Origin of the sequence: Streptomyces sp. NPDC048751, from assembly GCF_043198595.1 — a bacterium.
Taxonomy (GTDB): domain Bacteria; phylum Actinomycetota; class Actinomycetes; order Streptomycetales; family Streptomycetaceae; genus Streptomyces.
Genome location: NZ_JBICUX010000001.1, coordinates 1,058,353 through 1,072,768 on the forward strand (window position 1 = coordinate 1,058,353; position 14,416 = coordinate 1,072,768).

The 14,416-nt window shown below is 71.2% G+C and carries 15 protein-coding genes; 10 read left to right on the forward strand and 5 right to left on the reverse strand.

The window, feature by feature from the left end; all coding sequences use genetic code 11:
• Positions 1-6: 6 nt before the first annotated feature.
• A complete protein-coding gene (locus tag ACGFNV_RS04790) occupies positions 7-1,059 on the forward strand; it encodes an NAD-dependent epimerase/dehydratase family protein (RefSeq protein ID WP_393619350.1) in 1,053 nt (350 codons plus the stop codon).
• A gap of 127 nt (positions 1,060-1,186) precedes the next feature.
• Here ACGFNV_RS04790 and ACGFNV_RS04795 read toward each other — a convergent pair whose 3' ends face one another.
• Together ACGFNV_RS04795 and ACGFNV_RS04800 are read right to left on the reverse strand one after the other, a co-directional pair.
• A complete protein-coding gene (locus tag ACGFNV_RS04795) occupies positions 1,187-2,299 on the reverse strand; it encodes a sensor histidine kinase (RefSeq protein WP_393619351.1) in 1,113 nt (370 codons plus the stop codon).
• Entirely contained in the window at positions 2,289-3,014 is a 726-nt protein-coding gene (locus ACGFNV_RS04800; protein ID WP_393619352.1) for a response regulator transcription factor, read from the reverse strand. Before ACGFNV_RS04800 ends, ACGFNV_RS04795 begins: the two co-directional genes overlap by 11 nt.
• A gap of 116 nt (positions 3,015-3,130) precedes the next feature.
• Here ACGFNV_RS04800 and ACGFNV_RS04805 point away from each other — a divergent pair, with 116 nt between their 5' ends.
• From ACGFNV_RS04805 to ACGFNV_RS04820, 4 genes are read left to right on the forward strand one after another with little or no spacing between them, the layout of a single operon-like run.
• Entirely contained in the window at positions 3,131-3,847 is a 717-nt protein-coding gene (locus tag ACGFNV_RS04805; protein ID WP_393620030.1) for a glycosyltransferase family 2 protein, read from the forward strand.
• On the forward strand, positions 3,844-4,500 hold the full coding sequence (locus ACGFNV_RS04810; protein WP_393619354.1) for a DUF2064 domain-containing protein: 657 nt from the start codon (positions 3,844-3,846) through the stop codon (positions 4,498-4,500). The genes ACGFNV_RS04805 and ACGFNV_RS04810 overlap by 4 nt, the downstream gene beginning before the upstream one ends.
• Positions 4,497-5,360 carry a methyltransferase domain-containing protein gene (locus ACGFNV_RS04815; protein WP_393619356.1) on the forward strand — a complete coding sequence of 288 codons (864 nt, stop codon included), beginning with the start codon at positions 4,497-4,499 and terminating at the stop codon, positions 5,358-5,360. The genes ACGFNV_RS04810 and ACGFNV_RS04815 overlap by 4 nt, the downstream gene beginning before the upstream one ends.
• Positions 5,357-6,871: a glycosyltransferase 87 family protein gene (locus tag ACGFNV_RS04820; protein WP_393619357.1), complete on the forward strand. Its 1,515-nt coding sequence runs from the start codon at positions 5,357-5,359 to the stop codon at positions 6,869-6,871. Before ACGFNV_RS04815 ends, ACGFNV_RS04820 begins: the two co-directional genes overlap by 4 nt.
• A gap of 80 nt (positions 6,872-6,951) precedes the next feature.
• Here the strand turns inward: ACGFNV_RS04820 and ACGFNV_RS04825 are convergent, their stop codons facing one another.
• The 3 genes from ACGFNV_RS04825 to ACGFNV_RS04835 form a co-directional block, all read right to left on the reverse strand.
• On the reverse strand, positions 6,952-7,401 hold the full coding sequence (locus ACGFNV_RS04825) for a hypothetical protein (RefSeq protein WP_393619358.1): 450 nt from the start codon (positions 7,399-7,401) through the stop codon (positions 6,952-6,954).
• Between the two features lie 318 nt (positions 7,402-7,719).
• The gene (locus ACGFNV_RS04830) at positions 7,720-8,781 is read right to left on the reverse strand and encodes a sugar ABC transporter substrate-binding protein (protein WP_393619359.1); all 1,062 of its coding nucleotides are present in this window, start codon (positions 8,779-8,781) and stop codon (positions 7,720-7,722) included.
• Entirely contained in the window at positions 8,778-8,990 is a 213-nt protein-coding gene (locus ACGFNV_RS04835; RefSeq protein WP_393619360.1) for a hypothetical protein, read from the reverse strand. The genes ACGFNV_RS04830 and ACGFNV_RS04835 overlap by 4 nt, the downstream gene beginning before the upstream one ends.
• Positions 8,991-9,278: 288 nt before the next feature.
• On the opposite strand from ACGFNV_RS04835, the gene ACGFNV_RS04840 reads away from it, so the two are divergent.
• From ACGFNV_RS04840 to ACGFNV_RS04860, 5 genes are all read left to right on the forward strand, one after another.
• Positions 9,279-10,619 (forward strand): radical SAM protein, encoded by a 1,341-nt coding sequence (locus ACGFNV_RS04840; RefSeq protein WP_393619362.1) that lies wholly within the window; start codon positions 9,279-9,281, stop codon positions 10,617-10,619.
• Positions 10,616-11,632 (forward strand): aminotransferase class I/II-fold pyridoxal phosphate-dependent enzyme, encoded by a 1,017-nt coding sequence (locus tag ACGFNV_RS04845; RefSeq protein ID WP_393619364.1) that lies wholly within the window; start codon positions 10,616-10,618, stop codon positions 11,630-11,632. The genes ACGFNV_RS04840 and ACGFNV_RS04845 overlap by 4 nt, the downstream gene beginning before the upstream one ends.
• Before the next feature lie 151 nt (positions 11,633-11,783).
• The gene (locus ACGFNV_RS04850; RefSeq protein ID WP_393619365.1) at positions 11,784-12,476 is read left to right on the forward strand and encodes an SMI1/KNR4 family protein; all 693 of its coding nucleotides are present in this window, start codon (positions 11,784-11,786) and stop codon (positions 12,474-12,476) included.
• Between the two features lie 191 nt (positions 12,477-12,667).
• Positions 12,668-13,039 (forward strand): DUF4333 domain-containing protein, encoded by a 372-nt coding sequence (locus ACGFNV_RS04855; RefSeq protein ID WP_393619366.1) that lies wholly within the window; start codon positions 12,668-12,670, stop codon positions 13,037-13,039.
• Positions 13,040-13,129: 90 nt separating this feature from the next.
• The gene (locus ACGFNV_RS04860) at positions 13,130-14,377 is read left to right on the forward strand and encodes a MalY/PatB family protein (protein WP_393619367.1); all 1,248 of its coding nucleotides are present in this window, start codon (positions 13,130-13,132) and stop codon (positions 14,375-14,377) included.
• Positions 14,378-14,416: the final 39 nt, after the last annotated feature.

The window sequence follows — 14,416 nt, forward strand, 5'->3', positions numbered from 1 at the left end:
GGTGGCATGTTGATCCTGGTCACTGGAGGTGCGGGCTTCATCGGCTCGCACATCGTCACCGCCCTCACCGGCGCCGGGCACGACGTGCGTGTGCTCGACGCACTGCTGCCCGCCGCGCACCGCACGCCCCCACCGGTCCCCGACGGGGTGGACTGGAGGCACGCCGACGTCCGTGACGCGGAGGCGGTGGCCGATGCCCTGCGAGGCGTGGACGCCGTCTGCCATCAGGCCGCGATGGTCGGTCTCGGCAAGGACTTCGCCGACGCCCCGGACTACGTGCGCTGCAACGACCTCGGCACCGCCGTGCTCCTGGCCGGTATGGCCGAAGCGGGCGTGGAGCGCCTGGTGTTGGCGAGTTCGATGGTGGTCTACGGCGAGGGACGCTACGCGTGCACACGGCACGGCGTCGTACGGCCCGGACCGCGCCGGGGGGCGGACCTCGAGGCAGGGTGTTTCGAGCCGCCGTGTCCGCACTGCGGCGAACCCCTGGCCGCCGGCCTGGTGGCAGAGGACGCGCCGGCCGATCCACGCAATGTCTACGCCACCACGAAACTGACCCAGGAGCACCTGTCCGCCGCATGGGCGCGGGCGACCGGCGGGCGGGTCGCCGCCCTGCGCTACCACAACGTGTACGGCCCGGGAATGCCACGGGACACTCCCTACGCGGGCGTCGCCTCGCTGTTCCGGTCCGCGCTCTCGCGCGGCGAGGCCCCGCGCGTCTTCGAGGACGGCGGTCAGCGGCGGGACTTCGTCCACGTCCGGGACGTCGCCGGCGGGAACCTCGCGGCGCTGGACGGCGTGGACACCCTGCCCGAGGGCAGTCTCCGGGCGTACAACGTCGGCAGTGGAGAGCCCCACACGGTGGGGGAGATGGCCGCCGCGCTGGCCGAGGCCCACGGTGGACCCGTGCCGGTCGTCACGGGGGAGTACCGGCTCGGCGACGTCCGCCACGTCACCGCCTCCTCGCAGCGGCTGCGCGACGAACTGGGCTGGAAACCGCGGGTCGGCTTCGCGGAAGGAATGGCGGAGTTCGCGTCGGTGCCCCTCCGGGCGGGCTGACGCGACCGGTCCGACGTGTGAGGCTGACGCGACCGGTCGACGTGTGAGAGCGGCAGGACCGGTCCGGCTTCCCCGCCGGGCCGTTCCTCCTTCCTGCCAAGGCGGCCGTTCCCCGCACCCGTCGTTCTCAGACCGCGGCGGGCAGGTGCACCTCGAACCGGCAGCCGCCCGGCACGTTGCACACGGCGGCGCGTCCCTGGTGGGCTTCCACGATGCCGCGCACGATGGCCAGGCCGAGCCCCGCCCCGGCCGGCGGGGTGCGGGCGTCGGTGCCGCGCCAGCCGGTGTCGAAGACGCGGGGCAGGTCCTCCGGGGCGATACCGCCGCAGCCGTCGGTGACCGACAGCACGACCCGGTCCGCCTCACGGTGAGCCGCGACGGCGACCGTGCCGTCGGCGGGTGTGCGGCGGATCGCGTTGACGAGCAGGTTGGCCAGGACACGGGACATCTCGCGGCCGTCGACCTCCACCGGTACGGGCTCGACTCCGTGGCCCACGAGCCGTACCCCGTGTTCCCTGGCCAGGGCGTCGACGCCGGCGATGGCGTCGCCCACGAGGTCGTAGACCGACATCCGGGCCGGGGACAGGGCGAGCACACCGGCCTGGATGCGGGACAGTTCGAACAGGTCGCCGACCATGGCACTCATGCGTCCGACCTCCGCGCGGATGCGGGTGAGGTAGACACGGGGGTTGTCGACCATGCCGTCCTCGAGGGCTTCGGTCATCGCCTGGAGGCCGGCCAGCGGGGTACGCAGGTCGTGGGAGATCCAGGCGACCAGTTCACGCCGTGAGGCCTCCAGGGTCCGTTCCCGTTCCCGGGAGGCGGCGAGTTTGGCGCTGGTGGCAGCCAACTGGCGGCTCAAATGTGCCAGTTCGGCCGTGGGTGCGGCGGCGGGCGGCGTGAAACTGCCGTCGTCCCCGAGGGCGCGAGTGGCCTCGGCCAGCTCCCGGCTGCCGCGTACGACGCTGCGGCCCAGCAGCAGCGCCACGACGAGCGAGACGACCGCGGCCATGGAGCACACCATCGTCACCACCCACAGGTCGTGGTCGGACAGGAACATCGCCCAGGACACCAGCATGGTTCCGGCGAGCATCGCCGCCACGGTGACGGCGGCGACCACGGCGAGGGACACGGCGACGGAACGGTTCCGCAGCGCCCGCAGGGCCGCCGCTCCGGCCAGTCCCGCGCCGACGGCGCCGATCGCCGCGTAGAGCGCGATGAGGAGGGTGTCACTGACCACGGCCGGCCTCGCCTTCCTGCGGTGCGGGAGGGTCGAAACGGTAGCCGACACCCCATACCGTGCTGATCAGGCGCGGTTGCGCCGGGTCGTCCTCGACCTTCTCGCGCAGTCGCCGCACATGCACGGTGACGGTCGACAGGTCGCCGAACTCCCAGCCCCACACTCGCTGCATCAACTGCTCCCGGCTCGTGGCCTGCCCGGGGTGCCGGATGAAGTACTCCAGCAGGTCGAACTCCCGGGCCGTCAGGGCGAGTTCGGTGCCGCTACGGGTGGCACGGCGGGCGGCGGGGTCAAGGGCGAGCGGGCCGGCCCGCAGCCATGGCTCCACCGCCCCGGCCCGGGCGGCCGTCGGCACACCCGCGCGCCGCAGCACGGACTCGACCCGCAGCACCAGTTCCCGGGGACTGAAGGGCTTGGTGACGTAGTCGTCCGCGCCGACCTCCAGGCCGAGGATGCGATCCTCCTCGTCACCGCGCGCGGTCAGCATGATCACCGGGAGCGGTCCGGCCGCGCGGATGCGGCGGCAGACCTCCAGTCCGTCCATGCCGGGCAGCATCAGGTCCAGGACCACGAGGTCGGGCTGCCGGGAGGCGGCCTGAGCGACGGCTGTGGGGCCGTCGGCGGCCACGTCCACGGTGAATCCCGCCCGGTCCAGGTATCCGGCGACGACCTCGGAGACGGTGGGATCGTCATCTACGACAAGTACGCGTTTCACACCACCGAGTCTCACACCAGGAAGGGCACGCGGACGGAGGCGGCGAGCGACGTCAGCGTTCCGTAAGGACGCCGCATCCCTTATGTCTGTTTTATGTCCGTAGTGTGAGTGAGGTGATCGAGACATCCCCCTCTTCTGTGGACGTCGTGCTGCCCTGCCTCGATGAAGCCGAGGCCCTGCCGTGGGTGCTGGAGCGAATCCCGCCCGGCTGGCGCGCGATCGTCGTCGACAACGGTTCCACCGACGGTTCCCCCGACATCGCCCGCGACCTGGGCGCGTACGTGGTCCATGAGCCACGGCGCGGCTTCGGCGCCGCCTGCCACGCGGGCCTCACCGCCGCCACTGCGGACGTGGTCTGCTTCTGCGACTGCGACGCCTCCCTCGATCCCGGACTGCTGCCGACCGTCGCCGGTCCCGTCCTCGACGGCACCGCGGATCTGGTCCTGGGCCGGCGCAGGCCCACCGCCCGCGGTGCCTGGCCCTTGCACGCCCGGCTGGCCAACCTGGAGCTGGCCCGCCTCGTCCACCGCCGCACCGGCCTGCGCCTGCACGACCTCGGCCCGATGCGTGCCGCCCGCCGGGAGGCGCTGCTGGCCCTGGACCTGACCGACCGACGCTCCGGCTATCCGCTGCAGATGGTGGTCCGCGCCGCCGACGCCGGCTGGCGGGTGACGGAGACCGACGTGCCCTACCGCCCCCGCACGGGCCGTTCGAAGGTCACCGGGACCTGGCGCGGCACCTGGCAGGCCGTACGGGACATGCGGGCCGTCCTCGCCGAGCGGCCGGCCGCCACCCCGGCCGTCGGCGCGAGCATCGCGGGAGGCGCCCTGTGAACTCTCCTTCCGTAGCGGCGGGTTCGGCCACCCTGCTGGTCATCGCCAAGGCGCCGGTGCCAGGACGGGTCAAGACCCGCCTCACCCCGCCCTACACCCCGCAGGAGGCGGCCGCCCTGGCCGAGGCCGCCCTGACCGACACGCTCCACACGATGCTCCAGGTCCCCGCCCGGCGCCGGGTGCTCGTCCTCGACGGGGCCCCCGGCCCTTGGCTGCCGCCCGGTTACGAGGTGGTGCCCCAGGCGTCCGGCGGCCTCGACGAACGCATCGCCGCCGCTTTCGCGCTCTGCGGACCCGATCCCGCGCTGCTGGTCGGCATGGACACCCCGCAGCTCACCCCGGACCTGCTGACCGAGGTCGGCCCCGACGGACACGACGCCTGGTTCGGCCCCGCCGCCGACGGCGGATTCTGGGCCCTGGGCTTCGCCGATCCGTCCCGCGCCGGGGCCCTCGTACGGGGAGTGCCGATGTCCACCGACCGCACCGGGGCCGTCCAGCGCCGCAGGCTCGTCGAGGCGGGACTGACGGTCGGTGACCTGCCGCTGCTGCGAGACGTGGACACCGCGGCCGACGCGGCCGAGGTGGTCGCCTGCTGTCCGCCCGGATCTCGCTTCGCCGCCGCTCTGGACTCGCTCGCGGAGAGCGTCCGATGAGCGGCATCGCGCAGGGGACGCGCACTGCCGTCGTCGGACGAACCGAGCCGCAGCAGCGAACGGCGTCGGAACGGAACGTCCTCCACGTCACGCTGCCCTCCCAGCCCAAGGCGCCGACGCACGGCGCCGATCAGCTCGCGCCCGTCGAGCCGGGCGAGCCCTGGACGGACGACCCCTACAGCCGCGCCGTGCGCCTCGGCCGGGGCCCGCTGTACCTGCGCCGCATGACGCGGGCCGGCGAAGGAGCGGACGAACTGCTCCCCCTTGACATGGAGCGCTTCTGCGCCGCTCCCGACGCGGCCGACACCGCCGTACTGCACCGCTGCACCGGACCGGTCCTGGACGTCGGCTGCGGGCCGGGACGTCTGGTGGCCGCCCTGGCCGCCCGCGGTATGCCGGCCCTCGGAGTGGACGTCAGCCCCGCCGCCGTCGCCCGGACGCGGCGCCAGGGCGGTACCGCCCTGCGGCGGTCCGTCTTCGACCGGCTGCCGAGCGAGGGCCGCTGGGGCACGGGCCTGTTGATGGACGGAAACGTGGGCATCGGCGGCGACCCGGCGGCTCTGCTCACCCGCCTGCGTGACCTGCTCCGCCCCGGCGGGCGCCTGCTGGTGGAAGCCGCCCCGCAGGACGTGGACGAACACCTCACCGTCCGCGTGGAGGACGCCGAGGGCAGGCACGGACGCCCCTTTCCCTGGGCCCGCGTCGGTGCCACCGCCCTGCTGCGCGCCGCCGACGCCACCGGGTGGGTCCTCACCGGTCGGTGGACGACCGACGACCGCCCCTTCCTGGAACTGCACCGGCCGAACACGGGGCTCGACGCCACACCCCCCATGCGCCGGGGAGGGCCTGACCGCCCATGAGCGACACCGCCACCTCGCACCGGCAGGATGCCGGCAGCCCCGTCCCGCCCCCGTCCCACCAACCCGCCGCACAGCGCACCCGGATCCGTGTCGCCGCGACCGCGGCCCTTCTCGCCGCTCTCACCGCGGCCGTCGTCATCACCCTCCATGCAGGCGACAACCACAGCGCCCCCGGCCGCCTGCTGTGCGGATACGCCGTGGCCTGGACCCTGTTCGCCGCCGCCGTGTGGACCGTACGCGGGGTTCCGGTCCGCGCCGCGACCGTCCTCGTCCTCGCCGGTTCGGCCGCGGTCGCCCTGGCCGGGCTCACCGCGCAGCCGCGCACCAGCAACGACATGTACCGCTACGCCTGGGACGGTCGCGTCCAGGCCGCCGGCATCTCCCCCTACGCCCACCCGCCCGCCGCCCCCGAACTCGCCCGTCTGCGCGACGACTGGCTGTTCCCCACCCAGGAGGTCTGCGAAGGGTGGGGACTCACCCACACCGCCAAGGGCCTGTGCGTCCGCATCAACCGGCCCACCGTTCCCACCATCTACCCGCCGGTCGCCGAGGGCTGGTACTTCGCCGTCGACACGCTGTCCCCGCCGGACAGCCGCCACAAGCCGCTCCAGATCGGCGGCGCCGCCCTGGCCTTCGGCACGACCCTCGCCCTGCTGCGCGTCCTGCGCCGGCGCGGTGACCCGGCACGGGCCCCGGCCCGTGCCGCGCTGTGGGCCTGGTGCCCGGCCGTCGCCCTGGAAGCGGTCAACAACGCCCACATCGACACCCTCGGCGTGCTGTTCGTCGTGCTCGCGCTCGGCACCGCCACCGCCGGGACCCGCCGTGGCGCGCTGCTCGGCGCGGCCATAGCTGTCAAACTCCTGCCCGTCCTCGTCCTGCCCGGCGCACTGTCCGGGCAGCGCGGCCCGCTCCGCGTCCTGCGGGTCGCCGCGGCCGCCGTCGCCGCGGTGGCGCTCGCCTACCTGCCCTATGTCGCGGCCTCCGGCGCGGGCGTCCTGGGTTACCTCCCCGGCTACCTCCACGAGGAGGGCTACGAACCGGGCCACGTCCGCCGCTTCGCCCTGCTGCGGCTCCTGTTGCCGGACGTCGCCGCAGGGACGACCGCGGCCGTGCTGCTCGCCCTGACCGCCCTGTACGTGTGGTGGCGCGGGGACCCGGCCCGCCCCTGGCGCGGCGCCCTGCTCGTCACCGGCACCGCCCTGCTCCTCTTCTCACCGAGCTATCCCTGGTACTCCCTGCTCGTGGTCGCTCTGGTGGCCATGGACGGCAGGTGGGAATGGCTGACCGTCACCCTCGCCGGCACCGTCCTCTACCTCGCCGGCCGGCTCCTGCCCGGCTTCCCCCTCCAGGCGTGGGCCTACGGCACCGCGGCCATCGTGATCGCCACGGGCGCCTGCCTGCGCTGCCGACGTACCCCACCGTCCGCGGGAGCGGCTGTGTCTGCCGAGCCGCGCTTCTCCGCCGATCGGGGGACTCCGGCCCTCCGTCGATCGGCCGACGGGCGACCGTGAAAACGGCCGATGAGCCGAGGCGGACCGGCTCCGCCGGGCCGACGCTGTGAGATGGCCCCGGCTGCTGTTGACCCCGCCGCTCACCCGCCCGCCTTGTCCGCTCCGGTTGCCTTGCTCAGCAGGGCGGCGAGACGGACGGCGGCCTTCTCCCCGGCTCGCTGCCTGATCAGCCCCTCTTTGGCAGCTGCACGAAGCCAGACCTCCGAGCTGTCCTCATCGACCTTCAGCACCCGCGCGGTCACCACTACAGGATTCAGACCACCAGCACCACCGCTGACAACAACGCGGATGGTCTCCTCGTCCTCGCCCAAGCCAACTGGCACGGTTTCGACTGCCCGGCCCGCTTTCCCGAGCACACTGGAGACGCGCTTCACCACATCGTCGAACGGCAACTGAACAAGCAGATCGATCTCATGAACGTTCTTCCTCATCAGCTTGGCCACAACCCGAACCAAGCCGCCACTACCCCCACCCACCGCGCCAAGCGCAGCAAGCTCCTCAGCCAAGATCTGGTCTTCGCTCTGATCCACGGACCCCACCCTCACCGCTAGATCGCCCTACCAGGCCGCCACATGATGTTCCGCCCGGTAGACCATGTTGACGCATGCCGATCAATGAGGCGCGCCTCCGCTTTCGCTCACCCGGACCATGCAGGCGACTTGACTTGTCAATCCCCTGAGATGTCTTGACCGGTCTGACGGCCACTGGTCTCGGCCCGCATGGCGCGATAGGGCTGCCGCACGGCGCGGTCCAGCTTACGGGCGCGCATATCAGTCGCCGGCTCGACCTGACCGGCGCCGAGCTGACCAACGACGGCGGCCCCGTCCTAGAAGCCGACCTATTTCCGGTCAGCCGAGGTTGTTGCCCCAGAGAGACGTGTCGTCACTCTTGAGGCTCGCGACCCCGCCATAGGTGCCGCCGTCGGCCGTCACCAGCGGCGCGGAGAGCTGGTCCTCCAGAAGACCGTCGCGGACCTTGACGACCGTGCTGTTGTGGTCGGTCCTGCCGGGCTTGAACGTCTTGCCCTCGATCGCCGCCTTCAGGTACTGGAGGGCGTACTTGGCGTAGAGGTCGGCGGGCTGGGAGACCGTGGCGTCGATCTTGCCCTCGGCTATGCCCTTGAGCTCCCGGGGAATGCCGTCGTTGGAGACCACGAACACGTGTTTCTTGTCCTTCGGGCCGACCAGCAGCCCCTGCTGCTTGAGCACCTGAAGGGTGCCGGAGAGCGCCAGGCTGGACTGCATGTAGACGCCCTTGATGTCCGGGTGGGCCGTGAGCGCCGTCTGCAGCTTCTCCGCCGCGACAGCCCCGTCCCAGTTCGTCGCCTCACCGAAGACCTTGATCTTGGGGTAGTTGTGCTTCATGCACGCGTTGAACCCCTCGGTGCGGTCCCGGCCGTTGATCGAGGCGAGGTCGCCCTCGAGCATGACGACCTTGCCCTCTCCGCCAAGCTTGGTGCCGAGGAACCGGCAGGCTTTCTCTCCGTAGGCGCGGTTGTCGGCGCGCACCACCATGTAGACGTCGCCGGTGTCGGGACGGGTGTCCAGGGTGACCACGGGGATCTTCTGCGCGGCCAGCTGTTGCAGGACGGGCGCGATCGCGGCGGTGTTCTGCGGGGCCATCGCGACGCCCTTCACCCCGTGGATGATGAAAACCTGCGCGTTGGAGGCGAGCTTGTCGACATCGTTCCGCGAGTTGGTGGTCTTCAGTTCCAGGCCCAGTTCCTTGGCGAACCGCGGAGTGTATTTGATGTACGACTGCCAGAAGTCGGTGTCGGAACGGGGATAGTCCACGCCCACCACCGGGGCACCGTCCGAGTCGGCACCGGAGCCCCCGCAGGCGCTGAGCGCGGTGACGGTGAGGGCGGTGACGACGCCCAGACACACGTATCTGAGGCATGTGGTCTTCACGGCGGGTTCTCCTTGCGGACGGTTTCGCACGGGCGGCTCCCTGGTCCGTACGTGTCGTCGTCGACGGCGAGATCAGTGCCGGTGGTGGAACCGGAGGCCGGGTTCGCGAGGTACGCGACGGCGGCGACCTCGCCGGTGGCGACCAGTCGGCCCGGGCCCCCGGGTCGCGAGCAGGCGTGCCGTGGCCAGTCCGATCCGGGATGCGCCACCGGTCGGGACTGCCGTCAGCCCGGCGAACACCGACGCACTCATGCGATTGCCTCCGCTTTCCACACTAGGGCCTGTCCGGCGGATCAAGTCGCAGGAAACCAACGCCGACTCATCGCCGCAGATGGACGTGCCAAGCCCCGCGTCTGCGGCATGATCCGCCGGGGGTGAACACGCGCTTGGTGCGCGCCAGGGCGGGGCGTGTCGTCGACGACGGATCGGATCGGGACACCGCGTTCCGCCTGCAGTTCGGCCCATGTCGGCCGGGCCCGTTCATGCATGATGACGGGATGAACCACAGCGGCCAGCGCTTCCACGTCATCGTGCTGTCGAACTTCGCGAGGGGCTTCGACAAGTACGCGTTCGCTTACGGTAAGGCGGGGATTCCGGAGAGTACCCATCCCGACCGCTTCCACCTGCTGACCCGTGCTGAGTTGGGAATCGGCATCGGCAAGGCGCGACGCTTGCTGGACCGTCTGGCCATTCCGGGCGACCGGCTGCTGGTACTGGAAACCATGGTGGACCCCGACGAGCTGGTGCCCAACGTGTCGACCGGCCTCGGCATGGAACTGCACGAGGCTCGTATCCGGTTGTCAGCAGTCCACGAACTCGATCAAGCAGGCGACGAGTTCACTCTGCGTCCGACAACGGTCGAGGACGCGATGGCGGCCTCCCTGCACCTGCACGGATCGGCACAGCGTCGCTACGCCGACATGCGGCCGCGCTCGGTTTCGCTTCTGCCGGTCGCCTCCGCCTGCCAAGCCCGGTGTTCGTTCTGCTTCTCCTCGGCCTCGATCTCCAGCGACCAAGCGCCGGCACCGGTCCCGTGGGACGCGGTCGCCCACTGGCTGGAGCGCGCCCGTGCGGCGGGGGCCGAGCGTGCGGTGATCACCGGCGGCGGGGAGCCCACGCTCATACCGTTCGAACAGCAGCTGCGACTGGTGTCCGCCTGCTCGGCGGCCTTCCCGAAGGTCGTCCTGATCACCAACGGGCACACCCTGGCGAAAGGCCGGCACGCTGACCGGGCCGGCCGCCTCGCAGCCCTGAGCGCCGCGGGCCTGAGCGTGCTGGCGGTCTCCCGGCACCATCAGGACGATGCCGTCAGCGAGCGGCTGATGACGCTGCGCACGCCGGTGAGCTCTGTGATCGACACCTGGCGTGTGGAACGTGACCGCTGGCCGGGGCTGCGTATGAGGCTGATCTGCGTGCTCCAGCACGGCGGCGTCGCCGACGCGGCCGGGGTCGCCGACTACCTTTCGTGGGCCGCGGCTCTCGGTGTCGAGGAAGTCTGCTTCAAAGAGCTCTACGTGTCCACCAGCACTGAGTCGCTCTACTTCGACCGCGCCGCCAACGTCTGGAGCCGAGAGCACCAGGTCTCGCTGTCCATCGTCACCCGGTTCGCCGAGCAGCACGGCTTCGAACTGGCGAGCCGCCTGCCCTGGGGAGCGCCGGTCTACCACGGCAGCTGGAACGGCCGGCCGATGCGGATCGCCGCTTACACCGAGCCCAGCCTACTCTGGGAACGCACCAGCGGGATCGCGCGCAGCTGGAACGTCATGGCCGACGGACGCTGCTACGCCTCCCTGGAAGACCGGGCCAGCGAGATCGTGCCGCAAGGCGCACCGGCATGAGGTTCGACGAGTTCCAGGAAAGCCGGCGGCGGCAACTCAGTGCTTCGCCGTCGCTGCTGGACGTCGCCGAGACCAACGTGTACCGGGCGCTTGCTCCGGTGCGACCGGAACCGCCGACCGACATGAGGACGGTGCACCGGTGCGATCTCGCCCGTGCCTGGCTGCGTCGCTTCGAGCTGCCGGAAGAGTGGTCCGGCCACGCCATGGTCTGTCGAGGGGTCCGGCACGGGCTCGGTGTGGTGTTCCACTGGCTGCGCGCCGAGCGAGCGCGGTTGTGGCTGCCCGGCGACGTGTACCCGGTCTACTTCGAGCTGGCCCGCGCTGCGGGCCTGGCTCCCGCGTCCTACCCGACGCTACCGGCGCCTGCCCTGCCGAGGTCGCCGACGGACCACCGGCCCGAATACCTGCTGCTCGCCAACCCCAGCAAGCCGCTCGGCCGATACCTGACCGACGCCGAGTGCGCCGCGGTGGTTTCGTGGCTGCGGGAATCACCACGCCGCCGTGTGCTGATCGACAGCGTCTACGACCTGGGAGCCCCGTTCGCCGCCGGCACACGGCGCTTGCTGGACACCGGTTGTGCGGTCCTGCTGCACTCGGTCACCAAGGGATGGCTGTGGCCACGCACGTTCGGCGTGGTCCTGCTGGGTCCGGCGCAAGCCGAACTGGCCGCAGCGTTCCGGGCGGATCCGCCGACGTCGGCACAGCTGAGGCTCGCCGACCGTCTGCTGACCGAGCACAGCCACGTGCCCCGGCAGGTCGTCGACGAACTGGCCGCACGGGCCGAGCGGCTGTTCGAACGGTTGCCGGACGAAGTGCTCGGGGCGATTCCCACGGCGAGCCGGACTTGTCCCGGCAACTACTTCTTCCCGGTTGAAATCCCGGCGGAGACGCTCCAGCGCGAGTGCGGCGTGCTCGCCATGCCGGTCAGCGTGTTCGGGCAGAGCAACTGGTCCGGCTCCATCCTGACCAGCCTTGCCGACGCTTTCGGTCCGACGCCGACGACGGCACGATGAAACCACCGGAGGACCTGGCCGCACACGACGATGCGGACTTCCCACGACCAGCGGTTCGCGGTCCTGGAGGTGGCCTGCTGCACCGGGCGCGTCACCCTGCCGATCGCGGCGCGAGCCGTGGTGGCGCGACGCGCCCCCGTACGCTGCCCCCATGACCGACGACTTAGGACGGATACACGCCGTGGTGCAGCCGATCGCCGCGGCCACACGCAAGACGCGGGGAGCGTGGGAACGGATCGAGACCTGGCTGCGGCAGTACGCTCCGACTTCCGCCGCGCTGCTGCGTTGGCCCGCCACGACCGACCAGATCGCCGCCGTGGAAGACGCGATCGGACACCCGTTCCCGCATGCTCTACGGGCGTGGTACCTGCTGCACGACGGCTCGGCCGGTGTCGACTCCGCGGACCCCGTCGGAAGCTACGGGCGCGTCGACTGGCTGCCTCGCGCCAAGGGCTGGCTGCCCCTCCAGTCCGTTCAAGCCCAGTACGAGCTGATGACCCTGCAATGGGAGCGCGAGCCGGGGTTGATCCCGTTCGCCTGCAACCCCCGCGACGGGTGGTACGGCTACTACGTCGACGCGCGCGAGGACGGACCGGACTACGGCAGAGTCGGCACCTGGGCCGTCGACCAGGAGAGCGTGCCCACCGGCTGGGCCCTTCCCGACTGGCTCGAAGCGATCGCCACCGCCCTGGAAGAGCGGCGCTGCCTGCGCCGCGCGGACGGTACCGAGGACGAGTTCAGTCAGCCGGTCGTCCACGAGGCCGGACTGACGTGGATCGATCCGAGGGACGGCTTCAAGGACGGCATGACGTACCTGCGGGACCTGGTCACCGAGGGACGGTGACCAGGTCCCGGCCGTGCCCGCCTGCGTCGACCCGTTCAGGCCGCTCGGGCCCCCGGCAAGCGGGGTCAGCCGAATGGTCGAGGGAGCGCGGCGGGCCCGGCCCGTGATTCCGGCCGTTCGGCCGAGGCGCGCGACCGGGCCCGCGGGCGAGAGTGGAGCCGCATCCTCACCACGGACACCAGGAGTACGCGATGCAGCGCAGCAAGTTCCTCGTCGGGGTCGTCGGCGCCGTGACCGCCGTGGTCGCGCTGGGTGGCCTCGGCACGCATCTGATCGCCGGCACGGAGTCGACCAGCCGCCTGGACGAGCACAGCACGGCCTCGGTGGACGGCCACAGGGCGCTCGCGGCGAACATCGTCGCGGGCCGCACCGAGAGCAAGTACCACCCGCTGCCCTGGTTCGGCGACAAGGTCTCCGGAGTCACCTGCCCCACCGATCTGAAGGCCGTGGCGGGAGCCGGCCTCGTCTGCACCGGCACGAAGAGCGACGGCGAGACCGTCCAGATCCCCGTCCGCGTGACCAAGGCCGACACCAGGAGCGTCACCTGGAAGTTCGAGCGCTGACAGCGGACCCGGCGCCGTCACCCGGTCACCGCGTCGGGCCGGCTGCTGAGTCACGAACACTTGGCCCGGCTTCGTGGCTAGCATCCAGCCATGGCAGCCGACACCACCCCCGGTGACCAGGAACGACGCGACATCGCCGAGAAGAGCACGGGGTCCGTCTTCGACACCGTCGTGGACCGCAGGAACTCCAACTCCATGAAGTGGGGCTCCGCCCATGAGCTACTGACGGCCGACGAGGCCGCGGCCGAACCGCTGCCGATGTGGGTCGCCGACACCGACTTCAAGGCACCCCAGGCCGTGATCGACGCGCTCCACCAGGCCGTGGACTACGGCGTGTTCGGATATCCGGGCGGCGCGAGCGACAGCTACCTCGACGCCGTGACCGACTGGCAGGCCCGGCGGTTCGGCTGGGAGGTGCCGCGGGAGTGGGTGCTGCAGACCGCGGGCACCATCACCACGCTCAAGACCGCGGTACAGGCTTTCTCCGCGCCGGGCGACTCGGTCCTGATCCAGCCACCCGTCTACGCGCACTTCCACGACGACGTCCTGCTCAACGGCCGCCACCTCGCGTTCGCGCCGCTGGAGCGGACCGACGACGGCTACCGGTTCGACGCCCGTACGTTCGAGGCCGCCATCCGGCCCGACACCAAACTGTTCATCCTCAGCCACCCCCACAACCCCACCGGGAACGTCTGGACCGAGGACGAACTGAGGGCCATGGGCGAGATGTGCGCCCGGCACGGCGTCCTGGTCGTGTCCGACGAGATCCACCAGGACCTCATCATCAACCCGGACAGGAAACACATCCCGTTCGCCTCCCTCGGCGCGGAGTTCGCGCGGAACAGCATCACCTGCACGGCCCCCAGCAAGACCTTCAACCTCCCCGGCCTGCAGTGCGCCAACGTCTTCGTCCCCGACCGCGGGCTGCGTGAGGAACTGGCCCGCCAGTACGAGCGCAACCTGTTCCCGCTGGTGAACCTGCTGGGCATGGTCGCCGCCGAAGCCGCCTACGCGCACGGTGAGCCATGGCTGGAGGAACTGCTCACCTATCTGCGCGGCAACCACGCGCACTTCGCGCAGTCGGTCAACAGTGCCACCACGAAGGTGCGCGTGCTGCCGGCCGACTCCCTCTACCTGGCGTGGATGGACTGCCGTGGCCTCGGGATGGACGCCGAGTCCCTGGACAGGTTCATGCTCACTCGGGCGCGTCTGTGGCTGGACAAGGGACAGAAGTTCGGGATCGAGGGTCACGGCTACATGCGCGTGAACCTGGGCTGCCCCCGCTCCACGGTCGACGAAGCCGTACGGCGGCTGGTCACGGCCGTGGAAGGTCCGTGAACACGGGAGGCCGCAGCCACGCAGCAGGGCGGTCAGCCT

Coding starts and splice junctions, on each gene's coding strand:
- ACGFNV_RS04815 (WP_393619356.1), top strand. CDS start 4,497: ATGAGCGGCATCGCGCAGGGGACGCGCACTGCCGTCGTCGGACGAACC.
- ACGFNV_RS04820 (WP_393619357.1), top strand. CDS start 5,357: ATGAGCGACACCGCCACCTCGCACCGGCAGGATGCCGGCAGCCCCGTC.
- ACGFNV_RS04790 (WP_393619350.1), top strand. CDS start 7: ATGTTGATCCTGGTCACTGGAGGTGCGGGCTTCATCGGCTCGCACATC.
- ACGFNV_RS04855 (WP_393619366.1), top strand. CDS start 12,668: ATGCAGCGCAGCAAGTTCCTCGTCGGGGTCGTCGGCGCCGTGACCGCC.
- ACGFNV_RS04850 (WP_393619365.1), top strand. CDS start 11,784: ATGACCGACGACTTAGGACGGATACACGCCGTGGTGCAGCCGATCGCC.
- ACGFNV_RS04840 (WP_393619362.1), top strand. CDS start 9,279: ATGAACCACAGCGGCCAGCGCTTCCACGTCATCGTGCTGTCGAACTTC.
- ACGFNV_RS04860 (WP_393619367.1), top strand. CDS start 13,130: ATGGCAGCCGACACCACCCCCGGTGACCAGGAACGACGCGACATCGCC.
- ACGFNV_RS04845 (WP_393619364.1), top strand. CDS start 10,616: ATGAGGTTCGACGAGTTCCAGGAAAGCCGGCGGCGGCAACTCAGTGCT.